The 19896-nt window shown below is 46.8% G+C and carries 13 protein-coding genes; all 13 read left to right on the top strand.

Going from position 1 to position 19896, the window contains the following annotated elements; genetic code table 11:
* Window positions 1-22 precede the first annotated feature (22 nt).
* The 13 genes from ING2E5A_RS01805 to ING2E5A_RS01745 all read left to right on the top strand — a co-directional run bounded on the left by ING2E5A_RS01805 (window position 23) and on the right by ING2E5A_RS01745 (window position 19895).
* A complete protein-coding gene (locus ING2E5A_RS01805; protein WP_083373134.1) occupies window positions 23-1858 on the top strand; it encodes a metallophosphoesterase in 1836 nt (611 codons plus the stop codon).
* Window positions 1859-1896: 38 nt separating this feature from the next.
* Window positions 1897-2817 carry an alkaline phosphatase family protein gene (locus ING2E5A_RS01800; RefSeq protein WP_083373133.1) on the top strand — a complete coding sequence of 307 codons (921 nt, stop codon included), beginning with the start codon at window positions 1897-1899 and terminating at the stop codon, window positions 2815-2817.
* A gap of 177 nt (window positions 2818-2994) precedes the next feature.
* Window positions 2995-4323 (top strand): IS5 family transposase, encoded by a 1329-nt coding sequence (locus ING2E5A_RS01795; RefSeq protein WP_231960416.1) that lies wholly within the window; start codon window positions 2995-2997, stop codon window positions 4321-4323.
* 154 nt (window positions 4324-4477) lie between these two features.
* Window positions 4478-4669: a hypothetical protein gene (locus ING2E5A_RS15185; protein ID WP_143102592.1), complete on the top strand. Its 192-nt coding sequence runs from the start codon at window positions 4478-4480 to the stop codon at window positions 4667-4669.
* Between the two features lie 105 nt (window positions 4670-4774).
* The gene (locus ING2E5A_RS01790; RefSeq protein WP_071135930.1) at window positions 4775-4969 is read left to right on the top strand and encodes a hypothetical protein; all 195 of its coding nucleotides are present in this window, start codon (window positions 4775-4777) and stop codon (window positions 4967-4969) included.
* A gap of 80 nt (window positions 4970-5049) precedes the next feature.
* On the top strand, window positions 5050-7044 hold the full coding sequence (locus tag ING2E5A_RS01785; protein ID WP_071135929.1) for a glycoside hydrolase family 97 protein: 1995 nt from the start codon (window positions 5050-5052) through the stop codon (window positions 7042-7044).
* A 382-nt stretch (window positions 7045-7426) separates the two neighbouring features.
* Complete coding sequence (locus ING2E5A_RS01775) at window positions 7427-8593, top strand: Gfo/Idh/MocA family protein (RefSeq protein WP_071135927.1); 1167 nt, start codon at window positions 7427-7429, stop codon at window positions 8591-8593.
* 10 nt (window positions 8594-8603) lie between these two features.
* Window positions 8604-9977, top strand: a complete 1374-nt coding sequence (locus tag ING2E5A_RS01770) for a Gfo/Idh/MocA family oxidoreductase (RefSeq protein WP_071138135.1) — start codon at window positions 8604-8606, stop codon at window positions 9975-9977.
* A gap of 970 nt (window positions 9978-10947) precedes the next feature.
* Entirely contained in the window at window positions 10948-13911 is a 2964-nt protein-coding gene (locus tag ING2E5A_RS01765) for a SusC/RagA family TonB-linked outer membrane protein (RefSeq protein WP_161941928.1), read from the top strand.
* Between the two features lie 11 nt (window positions 13912-13922).
* On the top strand, window positions 13923-15386 hold the full coding sequence (locus ING2E5A_RS01760; protein WP_071135925.1) for a RagB/SusD family nutrient uptake outer membrane protein: 1464 nt from the start codon (window positions 13923-13925) through the stop codon (window positions 15384-15386).
* A 48-nt stretch (window positions 15387-15434) separates the two neighbouring features.
* Window positions 15435-16487 carry an Ig-like domain-containing protein gene (locus ING2E5A_RS01755; protein WP_083373130.1) on the top strand — a complete coding sequence of 351 codons (1053 nt, stop codon included), beginning with the start codon at window positions 15435-15437 and terminating at the stop codon, window positions 16485-16487.
* Window positions 16488-16829: 342 nt separating this feature from the next.
* Complete coding sequence (locus ING2E5A_RS01750; protein WP_154670008.1) at window positions 16830-18338, top strand: hypothetical protein; 1509 nt, start codon at window positions 16830-16832, stop codon at window positions 18336-18338.
* Window positions 18339-18398: 60 nt separating this feature from the next.
* Complete coding sequence (locus tag ING2E5A_RS01745; protein ID WP_143102540.1) at window positions 18399-19895, top strand: hypothetical protein; 1497 nt, start codon at window positions 18399-18401, stop codon at window positions 19893-19895.
* The last annotated feature ends 1 nt before the right edge of the window (window position 19896 follow it).

Here is a 19896-nt window from a genome sequence, read left to right as displayed (position 1 = left end):
CAAAATTCAAAAAAATGACAAAATGAAAACGATTAATAGCTGCATACTTCTTGTCCTGCTCCTCGCTGTTCCTCTGGCAGCCCAGAACAGATTTGTCGTGGAGCCCTACCTGCAATCACCAACCATGCAGTCCATGAAAGTGATGTGGGAGACATCCCTGCCCTCCCGGTCCGTTCTTTTTCTTGCCGAAGCGAAGCACAACACCCTACAACCTGAATTTAACGAGATCGGAACAGAAGCCGCTGAGACGACAATGCACAGTGTAGAGATTAAAGGATTGGATTTTGGCTCCCATTACATATACCAGGCAGCATCGGTAACCGGAACCGATACGCTATGGGGCCCCGTCAGCCGATTTTCTCTGCCCGATTACATGAATGAGCCGATCGTCTCTATTGTTTTTAGCGATACCCAAAAAAATCCCTCCCTGCTGGGACATTTTGCCACCCTGTTTGCAAGGGAAGCCCCTTCGTTTCTGTTGCACACAGGGGATTTGGTGGAGTCGGGACCGAACAAGAGCAATTGGACCGACCAATTCTTTTACCCACTACGCAATCTGCTCCGTTACTACCCCCTCTATCCGGTACTGGGCAATCATGAAGGGAATACTCCCTTTTTCTATCAATACTTTGATTTGCCGGAACCGGAATGGTTTTATACCCAGAAAAAGGGGAATGCCCTCTTTGTATTTGTAAACACAAACATCGACATACTCCCGGGATCGAAACAGTATCGGCTGCTCGAGAAGGCACTTGCCGAATCGAGTGAAACCTGGAAGATTGTCCTTCATCACCATCCGGTCTATGTCTCGTCAGGTTACTACAACAGCATCACCCAGAAAGTGGTCACCGGCGACCCCAATCTCCCACACTTGCGCTCCCTTTATGAGACCTATGGAGTTGACCTGGTTTTTAACGGGCATATCCACAATTACGAACGGACCATGCCCATCTTCCGGGAGAAAATCGATTCAGAGAGGGGTGTCGTCTACCTCACCATTGGTGGTGGTGGCGGGAAACTGGATGAGACAGCAATCACCCGGACCTGGTACATGGCAGAAGCCAAAAGCAGGCACCATTTCATAAAGTTAAGGATATGGGACCGGAAACTCTCCATTGACGCCATTGACAGTACGGGAGTAGCGTTCGACCATTGGGAGAAGGTGAAGGAGAGGGACAGCCTGGCTGCACCTCTGATTGAAAGCAGTGAATTGTGCTTCCTGAACAAAACCAAGGTTACAGTAACCAATCCCAATCCGTCCGGCCACCTTGTTGTTGCGGTAAACGGTAACAGTCTCGCCACTGCTTCAGACAAGATTGAGATTCCTCTGCAAGAGACGACTCTGTTGTCCGCATTCGTAAAGGACAATTTGGGTGGAGAAAGTCACACGGCAACAAAAACATTTACCAGGCTACCGTTGAATCCTGCACAAAAGAAAACCAACGGGAAGATAAGCGTTGAATATTATGAGGGTTTCTTTACACAACTCCCCGATTTTGACGCGTTGGATCCCATTCGACGCATTGAATCCGATTCGCTTACGTTGGATGCAATCAGGCCAAGGGCCGAGAATCATTGGGCCGCACGTTTCAGGGGAAGGTTCCATGTACCTGAAACGAACGTATACAGGGTACTCCTGGAGTCATACGACGGAAGCAGGCTGCTGATCGACGGGAGAGAGGTAATCAACAATGACGGGATGCATTATGAAATCAGAATGGATAACTATGTTGCCTTGGAAAAGGGAGAACACTCCTTCGAAGTACACTATTTCGATTTCACAAGACGGGAAACCCTGCGCTTGTGGATGAACCCTATATACCATGATCTGATTGATTTCAATAGTTATTTGAAGTAGGAGACCTCCAACAATTATTCTAAAAGATTTTGAGCCGTATGAAGACGCTGATTTTATCTCTCTTGTGTGGATTACTTTTGCTCTGTTCCTGTCACAATGAAGGCAGGAATGAGAGGCTTGTATCTCATGTGCTTGTTTTGGGCATTGATGGATTGGGATCACATGGACTTGAACATGCAAATACTCCCAACATTGATCAATTGATGAAGAGTGGGGCATGGACGCTTCATGCCAGGAGCGTTTTTCCCAGTGTAAGCGGACCTGCCTGGAGCTCGATGATTACCGGAGCTACAGTAGAGAAACATGGAGTCGTAAATAATGGATGGACTGCTGAAAACCATTTTTTGGAGCCAGTCATCAAAGGTGATTTTGAGATGTTCCCCACCATTTTCGGTGAAACCCGCAGACATATTCCCGAAGCCGTAATTGCAGCTTTTTACCATTGGAGAAAACTGGGCAACTTCATTGAAAAAGGGGTGTGTGATATCAGCCAGGCTGCCGGAAATGAAGACTCGGTGACTATGTTGGCCTGTAAATTCATCCATGAACGAAAACCCGATCTCACTTTTGTTCATCTCGACCATGTAGATCATGCAGGACACCATGACGGGTATCGATCACAAAAGTATTTTGAGGCAATTGAAAAAACCGACAGCCTGGTGGGTATATTTCTCGATCAATTGAAGAGATCGGGTCTCTTTGAAGAAACAGTGGTGTTCCTGGTTTCGGATCATGGCGGCCTCGATAAAGGTCACGGAGGCATCCATCCCGATGAAATGGTTGTGCCTTTCCTTGTCTCAGGAAAAGGGATCAAAAAGGACTATGCGATAGATCACCCCCTGTTTATTTATGATTTGGCCCCTACTGTTGCCATGTTGTTGGGATTTGAACTGAATGGCTGGATATCGGGAAAGCCACTCTCAAACATCCTTTCATCGATCCAGTGTAACAGGTTGTAGGATTTGTGGCTAGGGGACCTTAAGGGAGATCCTGGGTAGCCCGATGTTATATGATGTTAATATAAATAGTCGCTCCTTAAAAGCGTATATTTATCAGATATTCAGCAAAATAACCTCATAAACAGTTGTGTTTTTTTGCAATATTTTGTATCTTTAGGTACTAAAACTCTGCAAATCATGTTAGGGAAATTACCGGAAAAAGGACAACGCGATTTGTTTCGCCCGATGCTGAAAGATTTCATCGATATGGGGCATGAACTCGTTCTTTTGGCAGACAAGATCGATTGGTCATATTTTGAGGAAGAATTTACACCTTTGTATTCACAACGAGGTGCGCCAAGCGTTCCCATCCGTTTGATGGTCGGCTGCCTGCTTTTGAAGCACCTGTACAATCTTGGCGATGAGCGTATTCCCGAGTATTGGGTTCGGGATGTTTATTTCCAGTACTTTTGTGGATGCGAGTTCTTCGAACATGAGTTTCCTTTTGATCCGAGCGATTTTGTCCATTTCCGTAACCGTGTGAGAGAAGAAGGGATAGGAAAAATATTCGCTTACAGCGTACAACTTCACGGTAAAAAACTGCCGGGACAAACCGGGTTTGTTCTTTCGGACACTACTGTTCAAGAAAACAACACCACCTTTCCTACCGATGCCAAGCTTTGCAAAAAGGTTATCGACAAGTGCAATGCCATTGCAGGGAGTGAAGGCATCATGCAACGTCAGCGGTACACCCGTGAAAGTAAACAACTGCTGCGAGACACTTACAACGGCAAGCATCCCAAACGTAAGAAACGGGCAGACAAAGCCAAACGTCGCTTGAAAACGATCGCCAATATCCAACTTCGGGAACTTGAACGTAAAATGACAGAGGAACAAAAGAAACGATACGAACAGACGCTTTCACTCTGCAAGCGTGCAGTGAATCAACAGAAAAACGACAAGGATAAAATCTACAGTCTGCATAAACCCTTTACCCGCTGTATTGCCAAGGGAAAGGCACACAAGCAGTATGAGTTCGGCAATAAAGTGGGGATGATCACCACGGGCAGAAAAGGGCGGAAAATCATCACGGCGGTAAAAGCATTTTTGGGAAACCCATACGACGGCGACACCATAGAACCGTTACTCGAACAGATGGAAGAGAATAAGTTGAAACTACCCAAAGAACTCATTTATGACCGTGGCGGGAAAGGACGAAAGCAGATAAAAGACGTAAGCATTATTACACCGGGCAAGCCCAAAGTCAAAGACACCCCTTGTCAAAAACGGCAGAAACGGAACAAATGCAGAGCCAGAGCGGCAATTGAACCTATTTTCGGACATCTTAAAAAGGATTTCCGTATGGAACAGAATTACTTGTGGGCTGAAAAAGGCATACAAATCAACGCATACCTGGCAGCTACGGCTTGGAACTTGAAGAAAATGATGGAAAAGTTGAAAGAAAAATTTTTATATTTTATTTTCCGATGGTTTTTCCACCAAGATAAAATATATTTTTCAGCTTAATTCGAATTTATAAGGAACGACTATTTAACCCGTACAATAGAAACCTTTCACATGAAAAAGTCAGATGTCATATCCGAAGGCTTTTCAATCCACCTGAATGATTAGAGAAGATATTTCAATCTTATACAGAGTAAGTTATTATAACTGAATACAGATGAAAAAAGGAATAGATATTTGTATCGCATCACTGATCCTATTGTTATTTTACAGCGTGGAGGGGAGAGCTCAATCAGGAAGTTACCTGATAGAGAAAGGCTCTGAATATGCATTGTGGTGGAGTGTCGGAACCTATAAAGTGAACAGAAGCAAATCAATCCAGGAACTTGCTTGCGTAAGGGGATTTTGAGGTAGATTCCAATCAGATCAACGTAAATATCGATTTTCAAGAATTCGACTACGATCCATCCGCCTCGCTATCCTTAGGGATGGGATAGAAGATTCTGAATATTTTGTGCAATTACAAAAAATTCGAAACGGACTCAATCCCAGAAAAGAGAAGGCACTGATCCAGGAGGCAGATACGTTGCTCCATTTCGACAAAAATTTCTTCACCGACGGGAAAGAATACACAAAAGATCCGTTATTGTTGGATAAAAGGAGAGACGATGTGGCCGCCTTGATTGAAAAAATCCAGAAGAGACTTTAACGTGAACATGATCTCTATTCATAGCTCCAGATTAGTGGCAATTTTTTAAAATTTTCAGAATATTAAAAACAGGGAATAAAATGAAGAAAACAGTTATCTTATTAGTTGCATTATTGCTTGTGTGCAACTTGACAAATGCAGAGAAAAAATATGGCATCTCATCGCCCGACGGGCGACTGACCGCCGAGATAACCGTGGGGAAGCAGCTCTCTTGGAGCCTGGCCCACGACGGAGAGCAGCTGATGGGACCTTCACCCGTCTCGATAACCCTCGACGGAGGAGAACAGCTCGGACCCGATGCACGTGTCAGACAGACCAGACGCAAACGAATCGACCAGACCGTACCCTCCCCTTTCTGGATCTCGTCACAGGTCAGGGATCACTGCAACGAGCTGCAACTCTCCTTCTGGGGCGACTGGGGCATTACCTTCCGGCTCTACGATGATGGCCTGGCCTATCGTTTTCACACCACCCGGAAGGGATCCCTCACCGTCGTTTCGGAAGAGGCCCGCTTCCGCTTCATGGAGGACTCTCCGGCATGGGTCCCCTACGTAAAGGAGGGACTGGGGGGAGACCAGTTTCAGACATCTTTCGAGAACGAATATGTACATGTACCCATCTCGCAGATCAACCGACAGCGACTCGCCTTCCTCCCCCTGCTGGCCGATGCCGCCGATGGCTGGCGGATTCTCATCACGGAGGCTGACCTGGAATCCTATCCCGGAATGTACCTCACCCCCGACGGTGACTCGCCCAACACCCTAAGGGGAGTCTTCCCCCGGGTGCCGGCTGCCGTTGAGCAGGGCGGGCACAACATGCTGCAGATGTTCGTCTCGAAAAGGGAGGAGTATATCGCGAAGACGACCGGTACAAGAAGCTTCCCCTGGCGCGTCTGCGTGGTGACCGACAACGATGCGTCACTGGCGGCCAGCGACATGGTATACCGGCTGGCGGCACCCTCGAGGCTGGAGGACACATCATGGATCAGGCCCGGAAAGGTGGCATGGGAGTGGTGGAACGACTGGAACATATCGGGCGTCGACTTCAAGTCCGGAGTCAACAACGACACCTATAAATACTACATCGACTTCGCATCGGAAAATGGCATCGAGTATGTGATCCTCGACGAGGGATGGGCAGTCAACCTCAAGGCCGACCTGATGCAGGTGGTCCCGGAGATCGACATCCCCGAACTGGTCGCATATGCACGTGAACGCGGCGTAGGAATCATACTCTGGGCCGGATACCACGCATTCGACCGAGACATGGAGGAGGTCTGCCGCCATTACGCCGAAATGGGCGTAAAAGGATTCAAGGTAGACTTCATGGACCGTGACGACCAGCAGCTGGTGGACTTCATTTACCGGGCCGCGGAGACTGCCGCCCGGTACAGGCTCATGCTCGATTTCCACGGAATGTACAAGCCTACCGGACTGAGCCGCACGTGGCCCAATGTCCTCAACTTCGAGGGGGTCCACGGGCTCGAGCAGGTGAAGTTCGACTGGTCACAGGGTATTGACATGGTTACTTACGACGTCACCGTACCCTTCATCCGGATGGCTGCAGGACCGATGGACTACACCCAGGGGGCAATGCGAAACGCGGCAAGGGACTGCTTCAGCCTGATCTATTCGGAACCGATGAGCCAGGGTACCCGCTGCCGACAGCTGGCACTCTACGTGGTTTTCAATTCGCCGCTGAACATGCTCTGCGACAGCCCTTCGGAATACATGAGGGAACCAGAGTCGCTCGAGTTCATCGCCTCGATCCCCACAGTATGGGACGAGACCCGGCCGCTCAACGGCAAGGTGGGCGAACATGTCACCGTGGCCAGACGCAGCGGAAGCGACTGGTACATTGGCGGCATCACTGGCTGGGATGGACGGGAGACGACGGTGGACCTCTCGTTCCTCCCTGATGGAGAGTATGAGATGACCCTGTTCCGCGACGGTGCGAACGCTCACCGAAAGGGCAGCGACTACAAAAGGGAGATGCGCGACGTCAAGTCGGGTGACACCCTCAAGCTCTATCTAGCTCCGGGTGGCGGATTCGCAGTTAAACTGCGGAAAAAGTAGACAGATAGTGCTAAGCCTTCCGGCGAAAACCCCACTGTAGCTTGCCTGGGCAGGAAACTGAAAGCGTTTCTTGTCCAGGCAAACAATTTCAAAAAGGCCAATATCGGCCAAACTATCCAAATCAATTGAAATAGTTTTTCACCTAGAGGGAAAATTTCAAAAGATTCTAACAATATTTGACTAATTCAGAGAAACAACTTAAATTTGTTGAATTGATGGAAGAGCGGAAGAATGATCGCAACCGGTTTTTTCCACAAATCCTTAGCAGTACCTGAAGATTGAACCCTACCCACGCTCTCTTGCACGGGCAAAAATCTCCTTACCGGCCTGCTATCTGGAATAGTATGATACCATTTATCGATAACATAAATATACCACATCAATGAAACAACGAAAACTGAAAATGGGGATGATTGGCGGCGGAAGCGATGCATTTATCGGAGCTATCCACCGCAGGGCAGCCTTTATGGATAACTACATTGAGCTGGTTTGTGGCTGCTTTAGTGTCAATCCCGAAATCTCCAGAAGTTCCGGTAGGGAATATTTCCTGCCTGATAACCGGATTTACAACTCCTATCACGAGATGTTCGAAAAAGAGATGCAGCTGCCTGTCGATGAGCGGATGGATTTCGTAACCATCGTCACCCCGAACAAGTGGCACTTCGAACCCGCCATGATGGCCCTGGAAAGAGGATTTCACGTAGTGATCGACAAACCGATGACCTTCTCGCTGGAAGAGGCTCTCAAACTGAAGGAGAAAGTTGAAGAGACAGGTCTGGTCCTGGCCCTCACCCATGTCTACTCCGGATATCCGGCCATCAAGGAGGCACGGGCAAGGATTGCCAATGGAGAACTGGGGAGATTGCGCAAGGTCTATGTGGAATATACGCAGGGATGGCTATCCCAACGGATCGAACTGCAGGGGGGCAACAATGCCGGTTGGAGAACCAACCCCGAAACTACCGGCAAGGCAGGATGTATGGGCGACATTGGAACACATGCCTGGCACCTGGCTGAATATGTCACCGGATTGAAAGTACAGGAAGTGTGTGCTGACCTGCAAACATACGTGGAGGGACGCCTGGTGGATGATGACGGGGCCTCCTTGCTGCGGATGGAGAAGGGGGTTACTGGCGTACTGATGGCGACTCAGATTGCTACCGGTGAGGCTAACAATATCCGCCTGCGGATTTATGGCGACAAGGGTGGGCTGGAATGGCGACAGATGGATTCAAATCGACTGATCCTGAGATGGGGAGATAAACCATCCGAGGAGCTATACATGGGCAACAACGAATTTTTAAGCGATCTGGCCAAATGGAACACCCGAACACCAGCCGGTCACCCCGAAGGATTCATCGAAGCGTTTGCCAATATCTACCGCAACTTTGCACTGACAGTCATGGCAAAGGAGAACGGCGAAGAGCCGGATGAACTGATTTCCGACTTTCCTACAGTCTATGACGGGGTCAGGGGAATGCAATTTGTCGAGATGATGGTACAATCGGCAAAAGATGAAGAGACGAAATGGAAGAGATGGATTAATTAAAGATAATCAGATGAAAAGAGAAAACAACTTGACTAGAAGGAGATTTCTTAAGACTTCGGCGGTGGCCGGAGCAGCAGGCATGATCGGTACCGGCACGACCGGTTTTCTAAGCTCATGCAGTAGTGGCAAGAAGGATGCGACAACCCCCCTGAAGGAACCGGGAAGCTACTATGTACCGGAACTGGTGGATCTGGCCTCCGACGGCAAGGAACTGAAAGCCGGCGTCGTGGGATGCGGAGGCAGGGGATCGGGTGCCGCCATCAACTTCCTGAATGCGGCCAACGGCGTTACGATCGTAGCCCTGGGCGATGTCTTTGAGGACAAGGTGAACGGCCTGGCCGACAAGCTGAAGGCTGAAAAGAACATCGACATTCCGGCCGACAGGCGGTTTGTGGGGCTGGATGCCTACAAGCAGGTGATCGACAGCGGGATCGACATCCTGATCGACTGTACGCCCCCCTTCTTCCGTGCAGAGCACTTCAAGTATGCTGTTGAGCAGGGCAAGCACTGCTTCCTGGAAAAACCGATCTGCGTCGACTCGGTCGGCTACCGCACGGTGGTGGCTGCCGCCAAGCAGGCCCAGGCCAAGAACCTCTGCGTGGTTACGGGGACACAGCGTCACCACCAGCGTGCCTATGTGGAGTCCTACAAGCAGATCATGAACGGCCTTATCGGCGAGATCACCGGCGGTGTCGTCTACTGGAACCAGAGCATGCTCTGGTACCGTGAACGCCAACCGGGATGGAGCGATTTCGAATTCATGGTCCGCGACTGGGTGAACTGGAAATGGCTTTCGGGCGACCATATCGTGGAGCAGCACGTGCACAACATCGACGTGTTCACCTGGTTCAGCGGTCTGAAGCCGGTGAAGGCGGTGGCCTTCGGTTCGCGCCAGCGCCGCGTAACGGGCGACCAGTACGACAACTTCAGCGTCGACTTCACCATGGAGAACGGCATACACCTGCACAGCATGTGCCGCCAGATCGACGGATGCGCCAACAACGTGAGCGAGTTCATCCAGGGGACGAAAGGATCATGGACCAGCCAGGGCGGACACGTGATCAGGGACCTGGCAGGCAACGTGATCTGGCAGTATGACGGCGAGGCGGAGAAGGCCAACTTCAAGCAGACCGACCCCTACACGCTGGAGCATGTGAACCTGATCAACTGTATCCGGAAGAATACCCCCATCGAGCAGGCCTCCGAAACGGCGATCTCCAACCTGGGCGCCATCATGGGACGCGAAGCAGCCTACACCGGCCAGGAGACAACCTGGGATGCCATCGCCGCCGCTCAGCTGGATTATACCCCGGCCGACCTGAACATCGGCAAGATGGACATGAGCCGATTTACTGTGCCTGTACCGGGAAACAGTAAACAGTAGAAATAAGCGACCGGGTGAACGCCTTGGCTGAGCTCAAGAGGTGACACCCATATCAGAGAGATAGAGAGGTTGTCTCATGATTTTGAACATGAGATAACCTCTTTTCTATATTGACCCTTTCCTGATACATCGATCCAGCTTTGCCGGGTTACAAGATTTATGGCTAAGAGACCTTAAGGGAGATCCCGGGAAATCCAATGTTACATAATGTTAATTAAAATATTTTTTTTGTTTTATCAGAAATTTAAATGTAATTTAGCACCTTTAACGATTAAGCGAGGGAAATGTTGATATTTTTTGAGCATTTGATTCTTTAAAATACTGGAAAAGCATTGATGGATCTGCATTGAAAGATACACATGTCGCAACTACTCTCCGGTTATCTTTTCCAGATGAGAGGAAGGGATAACTGACGACATACAATTTTGCCACTGAAGAGTTCTTTGATATCCCTTTTCAAGCAAGGCCAGCTCTGGAAATCGAGTGAAAAGGCACAACGATACTGTTTGATCTATTCCTGATCGGGGCTCTTGCAATGAATTAACTTTAACGATAAAGCCTATAATCGAACATATCTTCTCATCTAACTATAAACCGACTGTATGTAAAATGGGGGTTGCATTTTCAAACAGAATGAAATAGCCACCATTTTTCTGTGGAAAAAAAATATATTCACGTAATAACTACAAAAAAATAATTCAAAATGGAGGGACGCCTATGAAAACATAGAAACTTGGATATCAGCTCTCACAATTGCAATTTCACTTTGTATCTTCTCTTTGAGGTTGCACAATTTCTAATTAATACTGAATCTTACTAATGCACAACAAAAAAATGTTAATCCATGAATAATATATCAATAAACGCAAAAGAGCATTTTTTTTGTTCAACATCTCTAAAGAGGTCTTTTGCCTTGAGGATAACACTTCTGCTACTCGTCATGATCACTACTCAATTGAGAGCAGAAAATATGAACAGAGAAATAGAGAATCGAAACAATACTTTAACGGAATCACAGCAACAGCAGAAAAAAAACATAACAGGAATCATTGTTGATGCAGCTGGCGTACCCGTTATCGGAGCAAATATTATTGAAGTAGGAACAACCAATGGTACCGTTACCGATGCAGATGGCAAGTTTTCGCTAATGGTTGACAACAATGCCAGAATTCGAGTAACATACATTGGTTATGTGGAACAATTGATTGATACAAAATGGAAAAACAATTTTGAAATCAGACTATTGGAGGATACACAAGCATTAGAAGAGTTGGTGGTGATCGGCTACGGCACGGTAAAGAAAAAAGACTTGACCGGTTCCGTATCGTCAGTTTCACCCAGGGACTTCAGGGCCCAACCCGTTCAAGGGATTTCAGAAATGATAGCTGGTCGCGTTGCAGGCGTCATGGTGACTCAAACCAACGGCGATGCCAGCGCGTCGACCAAGATCCGTATCCGTGGAAGCAACTCGTTGAACGGGAGCAACGATCCGCTATACATTGTAGATGGTGTACCCATGGGTTCATACAGTCCAAGCGATGTAGAGTCTATAGAAGTATTGAAAGACGCCTCTGCCACAGCAATCTACGGTTCTAGAGGCGCTAACGGGGTTGTACTGATCACCACTAAACGTGGTAGTACTGGCGGTCCATATGCTGAAGTGGTAGCCAACACCTCATTTGCAACTTATCCAAAATTTTATGACCTGTTGGACGGCAAGGAGTTCGGTGTTTTTTACAACCAATATTTCGGAACAAACCTCGTCTTCCCCGAATATAATACAGATTGGCAAAAAGTGTTGACCCAAACCGGCATTCGTCAAAACTATCAGGCCAATATCTCGGGAGGTACCGACAAGATGAATTTCTATGTAGGAGGTAATTATATCCACAATCAAGGCACCATAAAGAACAACGATTCTGAAAATTATCGTCTTCGATCCAACTTCGACTTCAAACTTGGATCCAGGTTCTCAGGAAAGGTTGATCTGTCTGTCGGTCAAAGTCGTTCACACAACAGCAACGAGTTTACATCAAAAGGGCCGTTATTCTCGGCATTACAATGGTCTCCCTGCCTTCCCACAATTGATGAAAATGGTAATTATACTGCTAGTGACCCATATTCAACCACCTATCTGAATCCCTACATGGAGATCATGGAGGCAAACTCCAACAGTTACGGCACAAGCGTAGCCGTAAACGGACACTTCGCCTATCAAGTAATCGAAGGTTTGAAGCTCTCCGTTCAACCTGCAATAAACAGATCTCTTTCCGAGGGTCGCAGCTTCTCAAATTCCATGATCTCTTCGGGAGGCGATGTTACTGCCAGTCGTTCGATGGGAAACTCCACATCATGGCAGATAACCAGCCTGGCAACGTATGACAAGACTTTCAACATGAAGCACAACCTCAACGCAATGCTGGGTTCGGAACTCTACAAGAGCGAATATTACGGATTCTCTGCAAGAGGTCAAAAATTCTTCGACGAAAAGGTATTGTGGAACAATCTAGGAAGCGCCACAACACAAACAATCTCTTCCAGTTATTCCAGTGAAGCGTTGGCCTCCTTCTTCACCCGTGCCAACTATAACTACGACTCCAGATATTACGTAACAGCTTCTCTTCGTGCAGACGGCTCTTCGAAATTCCGGGGAGACAATCAGTTCTCTTACTTCCCGTCTGGAGCGCTGTCATGGGTAGCATCTAATGAAGAATTCTTAAAAGACCACACTTGGATCGATCACCTGAAATTTCGGCTAAGCTATGGAGTGACCGGTAGCCAGGCTATTGGACCCTACGCTACCGTATCCTCACTCGGAAATTCCAATTGGGGTTGGGGAGCCGGCGACAGCAAATTGCCAGGCGTTTATTTGACAGACCCTGCTAATCCAAATTTGAAATGGGAAGAGACAACTCAATGGAATCTGGGCGTGGATGCCAATATCTTTGAAAAATGGTCGATTGGTTTGGACTACTTTAATAAAACCACCGATGGTCTGTTAACGAACAGGGTGTTACCCAGTTATACCGGTGGAGGTTCTACCAGGATCAATCTGGGCCAGATGAAAAACCATGGTATAGATGCTTCCATTACATTTACTCCGTTCAACCACCAGGACTTCTCCTGGAGGATGACCTTGAACGGAAGCTGGTTGCAGAACAGGGTAGCATCGTTAGGAGATTTAGGTGAATACTTTATCCCGAGTGGTGACGCAAACTATACCGGTGTACAGCTGGAGACCTCTCCGTTGATCGTTCAGCAGGGACAACCTCTCGGACAACTCTACGGATTCAAATGGCTTGGTCTATGGAAGGAGTCGGAGGCGGAAGAGGCAGCAAAATACAACCAGAAACCGGGCGACAACCGCTACCTGGACAAAAACAACGACTATAGCTACTCCAATGAAGACAAGGAGGTGATTGGCAACTTCATGCCCAAATTCATCTGGTCATACAACTCCACCATCAATTGGAAAAATTTCGATTTCAACCTGCTGGTTGAAGGCGCTCACAATCGCGACATGTACAATTTCAACCGTATGGTTGCCGGAACGATTGTTGCCACCTCCTTCTCCGTTACTTTGAGAGAGGCTGCCGACAATATGTGGACAGCCAGCAACCAGGAGACAATGTGGGCTCCCCGCAGTTCGTCTGCTTTGGAAAAACCGAACTCTTCCAAATGGGTAGAAGAGGCCAGCTGGGTGAAAATCAGAAACCTGAGTATTGGATACACCATTCCTAAGCAGTTATTGTGTGGACACGAAATCAGAGTGAACGCTTCAGCCCAAAACCTGTTTACAATTACCGGCTATAGCGGGCTTGACCCCGAATCTCAAGTAAACGGTGCATATTCGCAGGACTTCTTCGGAGGTGTTGAATATGGTACTTATCCACAATCGAGAATTTACACTATAGGTCTGACTTATAAATTCTAATTCACGAAACAATGAAAAAAATAATATTTTTAATCGCTATCGCTCTGGTAACTGCTTCTTGTGAATCATTCCTTGAAGAGGATCCAAAGGGGCAGTTTATGGTTGACAGTTATTTCAAGACCGTGGCCGATCTTGAGACTGCTCTTAACGAAATAAGCTATGAATCACACGAATACTACTATGAAGGTAAATGTTTGAACATGGCTTGTCGTGGCGATGATCTAACCGCTTCCAACTATACGGTGCTTGAACGTTTTCAACAACAGGATGACGAGCAGTATGTGGCTTCACCCTGGAACAACTGCTATAAGACCATAAAACAGTGTAACAACGTTATCCTACAAGCTGATAAGGTGACCGGAGATGAAGCACAATTGAAGACAATTCTGGGTATTGCTCATTTTTACAGGGGATGGGCCTATTTTAACCTGGTTCGCTGGTTCGACAAACTGCCGCTGATTCTTGACAATGAACCTAATTTGGATGTGAAAGCTGTTGATCAAGCAACTATTTATGAGCAGATCGTCAAGGATATTGAGGCTGCAGAAACGCTGCTACCCGTTTCCTGGGAGGGTAATTACAAGGCTTTAACAGCTCCTAATGTGGCTACGGCAAAAGCAGCCCTGGCTGAGGTCTATTTGTCGATGGCCGGCTATCCTTTGAAAAAAGGCACTGAATATTATGCCAAGGCTGCAGCCAAAGCAAAAGAGGTGATTAACGGTCCCTACGGAGTAGATTTTGATACTTACGAAAATATCTTCAACACGAATGATCCCCGCACCAATTTAAACAAAGAGCGTCTGCTCACTTTTGTATATTACAACGCAAGCACTGAGCGTAATGCCTTGATTCAATGTTTTATGCCTGCCGAATATAGTGGCTGGAACTGGTTTGCCGCAGAACGCACATTCTTCCGTGAATTCCCGGAAGGTCCCCGAAAAGAGATGACTTTCTATACTACTATTCATAAGGATGCAACCACATCCATTTCCTGGGACGATCCTACAAGAAAGTTTCCAGCTCCCCATTATCGCAAGATGATGTTGAACTCCGAAATGGACTTTTCCCAGCCATGGACAAACAGTGCATGGCGTTATGAAGGTATCATTTTCGCCTTGCGCTTTACACAAACGGCACTCACTTATGCAGAAGCTATTGCTCGCAGCTCTGGACCTGATAACCTGGCCTACGAATTGATGGACAAGATCCGTACACGTGCTGAACTGCCTCTCTATGATCGGGGATTGAATGGTTCTGATTTTGCCAGACTAGTTGTACAAGAGCGCGCCTGGGAATTGGCAGGTGAGTTTACCCGTTGGCAGGACCTTTGCCGCCTGGAAATGGTAGAAGAGGTATTCGCCAAACGTGCCAGCGACGAGGTAATCAGCAATGCCGATTGCGGAGTTCCGAACAAATCAAACTACTATCTCCCTATTCCGGCTTCAGAGAAAGTGCTGAATCCCAACCTGGAATAGATGGATTTCTGGTATAAAAAAGAAAGTAAACCAATAAAGTAACGTAAAATGGAAATAAAGATAAAAAGAATCATCTTCCTCCTCGCCATCTTTACTCTTGTAGCAGGCATATCCACCAGTTGTAAAGAAGAGGATAAGACAATGAGAGGTATCGCTTTAAACATGTCAAAACTAACACTTGACGCCGATGCCATTGAACAGGTACGCTTCTACCCTATTCCATGGGATGCTCCATTGACCGAAGGCTTTACCTGGAAATCGGAGAATACGGAGATCGTAAAAGTAAACAATAAAGGGCAAGTGTTAGGAGTAAATCCTGGAACAACCAACATTACCTGCGAATGCATGGGTTTCTCGGTAACCATTCCGGTAACTGTAAGGCCACTTGTATCCATACAGGAGAAGATCAGAGACTTGAACGCTAAGGGTTTCTGGGAATTTGATGATCCGAATGACCCAGCAAAAGCTACTATCGGAGCTGATCTCATCTTTGTGGAAGATCAGGCGGTCATCAGCGTGATAGATGGGCCTCGTCCAGGCGACGGTGCTGTAAGAATTCCTATGGACCCTAAGAAAAAGGCCGGAAACACTACGGGTACATTTATCAAATGTCTGCACGGATTTGCGCCTAAAGGTGGAAAGAATGTAAATGAATACACCATCATGTGGGATATCCGTCTTCCTGCAGAGGGTCCTGAATCGAGTTACTATTCATTGATGTCGTCCAGAACATTGGATAATAGCCAGGACCAGGACATCTGCATTAGGTCAAACGGTTCGTTCGGGATTGGATCCTTGGGTTATTGCGATGCAGGTACTCTAAAACTGGGAAAATGGCATCGGGTCATCGTCACAATGAATTCGGGCGTATCTGTTGTCTACGTCTGTGATGGCGCCAAGGTGAAAGACGCCGATGCAGCTTCTGCTCCGATTGACGGCCGTTTTTCCCTGCTTCCTGGAGGTGTGCTTTTCTTCGCTGACGATGATGGTGACGACAGCACCATTGATGTCTGCAATATCGCCATTTGGGATAGACAGTTGACAGAAGACGAGGCCAAGAGTCTCGGAGCCGTCAGACAAATAGTTGAATTTGAAGAGTAGTTGGCTGATCTGGATATCATCTCAAATGTTTTGTTAAATACTTTCCCGTTCTTTCGGACGGGAAAGTATTCTTCAACCACTTTTTCTACTCTTATTCTGACAGATAATTAAATATTGAAAGAATTCATACGAAGCGGGAAAATGGTAAAACAGACAAGTAATCTTAACTGCATAAAAGTCAACAACAAAATGCGAACAGTTCTATTTATTTCTACTTTGCTGATGCTAATTCTTTCAGGATGTGAAAGTGATAAAAAAGTCTCAACGGTAAAGAATTTTTATATTGGAATTGACAATTCCGGAGACAAGACCAATCCGGGAGAGTTCTTTAATCCGGTGGCAATGGATTCTTTAGGTGTTGATTTTGTAGTTTATCACTATAGGGGCCCACAAGGGACGGTTGAAGATGAGGTAAATACCATGAAAAGACTGGGTGCTGATTTTGACAGTGCCGGACTGAAAGTGGTGGTCAACGTCGAGTGCGGGAACTGGAATCTGGAAATGAAAAGTGCCGACGGTTACGAGTGGGTTAACCAACCCGACAACCTGCACCTGTTTAAATTTCCACCAGCCGTCCTGAGGAGTCTGGCGGAGTCTAAAGCCGTATGGGGGATACAGTATGACGAGTTGGAACATTCGCAGATCACCCGAAATCTATCTATCACCTTAAAACATCCTGATGTTGAGCTTGTCAGTCTGGCAGAAACAACCGGCATGAATTTCAAATCAGCTGATCATGCGGTATACCAAGGGGCAAGATCGTTGGTGGATGAATGTAAAAGTGATGGTCCCCCGATGGTCCTGACCGAACACGTATGGCCCGTACTTTTTCACAATTTTGCCCGTGCCGGCATGACGCCTGTTTACAAGCAAATGAAGGAAAACTGGTCCAATATCTGGGCTTCATGCGCTATGGGTGCTTGTTTGCAATATGATAGTGAATTGTGGGCCTGCATCGATCTTTGGCATTACAACAACTACCCGGGGCACTCGCCCGAATCTTTATGGTCAAATCTTCTGTTTGCTTACTGGGCAGGTGTAGATAAAGCCTATGTGGAAAGTGTCGGCCGGCACACCTACGCGATCGACGAAAACAATCAATTGACCCTCAAGGAGAGGGGAGAGGTATTAAGCCGCTTTGCCAAAGAATATATACGGCAGAATCCACGTCCATATACCTTCAGGGACTTGGAGCCGGAAATTGCGATTATCCGTTTTGATGACACGATGTGGGGACAAGGTCCTGAGACCTACTGCACAGTAGATGACGGTGATAAAAAAGTAAACCTCTATTGGAAGGATTGGCTTTTTGGCGCATATGACCTTAATACCAGTGCGGAGTCGGAAGAGTGGATCAAGGCTTGGCATACCATTACCCATGGAGTGGTAAAAAAGGAGAGCCTCTCCTGGAATGCAGGCAATATCTATAAGGGAATGCCCTACCGCTGCTTCGCTCCAGCCAACTCTGTTGTTGTCTATGATGATTCCGTGAGAAAAACTCACCTGAACACATTAAAGCTCGCTTTTCTGTGTGGATTATCGATAAGCGAGGAGACTTTGAAAGATGTCGGGGACCTTGTTCGTAAAAAGGGACTTGCAGTTGTAACCTCCAAGCGTTTTGCTCCCAATGAATTTGTCACCCGATACAAATCCGGCACCAAAGTATTCGAGGATGGAAAGGGCAAATGGATTATAACAGACGACATGGCAGGCGATGAACTGAAAAAGATGGTAGCGCCATGGATCGGAAATGAGAACGAGATTGTATTCCGATTCAAGGGTAACAGAAAGGTTATCATGAATATATCTTCCGATGGCAAGGAGGTTGACATTAAAACAGAGGGAATTTGAACACTTAATCAGCAACATGTGATGACTGAGCCACTATCCAACAAAAAATCTTTCAGGAGGATGATCGGAATAACCATTTTCCTCCACATAATAGTGATTTACTTGGGATTGCCCGTACAGGCGGCTGAAACACCCTGTAACAATCTCGAATATCAGGCAACCTCATCGGAAGCGTACACTGACGCTGGTGAATTTGGATTTTCACCCGATGCATCAGGGGTTGAAAATGCAAAAGCACTACAACAAGCTATCGACCAAGGGGGAACGATCATCGTCTCAAAACCGGGGATATATAAAATTGCTACTTCCCTCTATATCGGAAGTAATACCAGCTTGATATTTGGAAACGGCGTCTCATTAAAAAAAGTAAATGAGGCTGGACTCTTTGCCCAGTTAATTATCAATAAAGGGGCCATGACAAGAACCTATGATGATCATATCTCGGTAGAGGGCCTACATGTCATTGTCAATGGTATTGACAACTGTTCTGATTTGGTTTTGGGATTGCGTGGAATCCTGGGATTCTCCTATGTAAAGGATTTGAAGATTAAAGGTTTCAGGTGCTACGACCTGACCGGATGCCAGTATGGTCTCCAGGTTAACAGGTTCGAAGACGTAATCATCGAGGATGTAATCATTAAAGGGCAAAAGGATGGAATTCATTTTGGTCCCGGCAAGCGATTTACCATTAGAGATGCTGTATTCCAAACCCTTGACGACGCAATAGCACTTAATGCGCAGGACTATTCCACATCCAATCCCGAAATGGGATGGATTGAAGATGGCCTGATAGAAAATTGCTATGACTTAAACCAGGAAAAAATGATCGGCTTCTTTTGCCGGTTGTTAGGTGGTGGCTGGATTGACTGGAAAGAGGGGATGACAGTCCAGCAGTCCGATGCAGTGGTTTCGAACGGACGGATATACCGTGTGAAGATGCCGTCTAATGGAAAGCTCTATAAATCTTTGACCCGACCTGATTTTGAAAGCGGATCAAAAGTGCTGGACGGAATCACCTGGGTCATGACACAGGAAGAGGTCACCTACACGGCTGGGGTCAGAAATGTTATTTTCAGGAATATACATCTTGAAAAGCCGAGAGTGGCATTTGGAATTCTATTTGATATGAGTGAATACGATCGCGGCTACTATCCGGGAGCAGAAGTGCCGGTTCAGGAGAACATATTCCTGGAAAATGTGAAAGTTCTTCACGATGCCGATATTCCGCTATTCCAGATTGCGTCACCGATAAACTTGATCTCGATCTCCAATTCCAGAATCGGGAAACAAAAATTCAGATTTACCGGGAATGAGGTTTTCCCTGAATATTTAAAAGAGAATATTGTCCCCGATTACTATAAGACAGTCATCAATATCCACAACTGTATTTTCGAACATGACGGCGAGATGGTCCTGCTCCATAATACGGCAAAGGGCAAAGAAATCATGTTGAAAACCTCATCAAACATAGAAACAGGCGAGAATTTTTCTGCTAGAATCATTTGTGGTGATGGCATTGTGGAGGTTGATTCAGATCTGACAGGTTTAAAAAAATAGA

The organism is Petrimonas mucosa (genome assembly GCF_900095795.1).
In the GTDB taxonomy this organism is placed as follows: Bacteria; Bacteroidota; Bacteroidia; order Bacteroidales; family Dysgonomonadaceae; genus Petrimonas; species Petrimonas mucosa.
The sequence above is the reverse complement of the archived record's forward strand: the minus strand, read 5'-3'. Positions and strand labels throughout refer to the sequence as shown.

Excerpts from the sequence above, each read along its gene's own strand:
- ING2E5A_RS01805 (WP_083373134.1), top strand. The coding sequence starts at position 23 with ATGAAAACGATTAATAGCTGCATACTTCTTGTCCTGCTCCTCGCTGTT.
- ING2E5A_RS01800 (WP_083373133.1), top strand. The coding sequence starts at position 1,897 with ATGAAGACGCTGATTTTATCTCTCTTGTGTGGATTACTTTTGCTCTGT.
- ING2E5A_RS01795 (WP_231960416.1), top strand. The coding sequence starts at position 2,995 with ATGTTAGGGAAATTACCGGAAAAAGGACAACGCGATTTGTTTCGCCCG.
- ING2E5A_RS15185 (WP_143102592.1), top strand. The coding sequence starts at position 4,478 with ATGAAAAAAGGAATAGATATTTGTATCGCATCACTGATCCTATTGTTA.
- ING2E5A_RS01785 (WP_071135929.1), top strand. The coding sequence starts at position 5,050 with ATGAAGAAAACAGTTATCTTATTAGTTGCATTATTGCTTGTGTGCAAC.
- ING2E5A_RS01775 (WP_071135927.1), top strand. The coding sequence starts at position 7,427 with ATGAAACAACGAAAACTGAAAATGGGGATGATTGGCGGCGGAAGCGAT.
- ING2E5A_RS01770 (WP_071138135.1), top strand. The coding sequence starts at position 8,604 with ATGAAAAGAGAAAACAACTTGACTAGAAGGAGATTTCTTAAGACTTCG.
- ING2E5A_RS01765 (WP_161941928.1), top strand. The coding sequence starts at position 10,948 with ATGAACAGAGAAATAGAGAATCGAAACAATACTTTAACGGAATCACAG.
- ING2E5A_RS01760 (WP_071135925.1), top strand. The coding sequence starts at position 13,923 with ATGAAAAAAATAATATTTTTAATCGCTATCGCTCTGGTAACTGCTTCT.
- ING2E5A_RS01755 (WP_083373130.1), top strand. The coding sequence starts at position 15,435 with ATGGAAATAAAGATAAAAAGAATCATCTTCCTCCTCGCCATCTTTACT.
- ING2E5A_RS01750 (WP_154670008.1), top strand. The coding sequence starts at position 16,830 with ATGGATTCTTTAGGTGTTGATTTTGTAGTTTATCACTATAGGGGCCCA.
- ING2E5A_RS01745 (WP_143102540.1), top strand. The coding sequence starts at position 18,399 with ATGATCGGAATAACCATTTTCCTCCACATAATAGTGATTTACTTGGGA.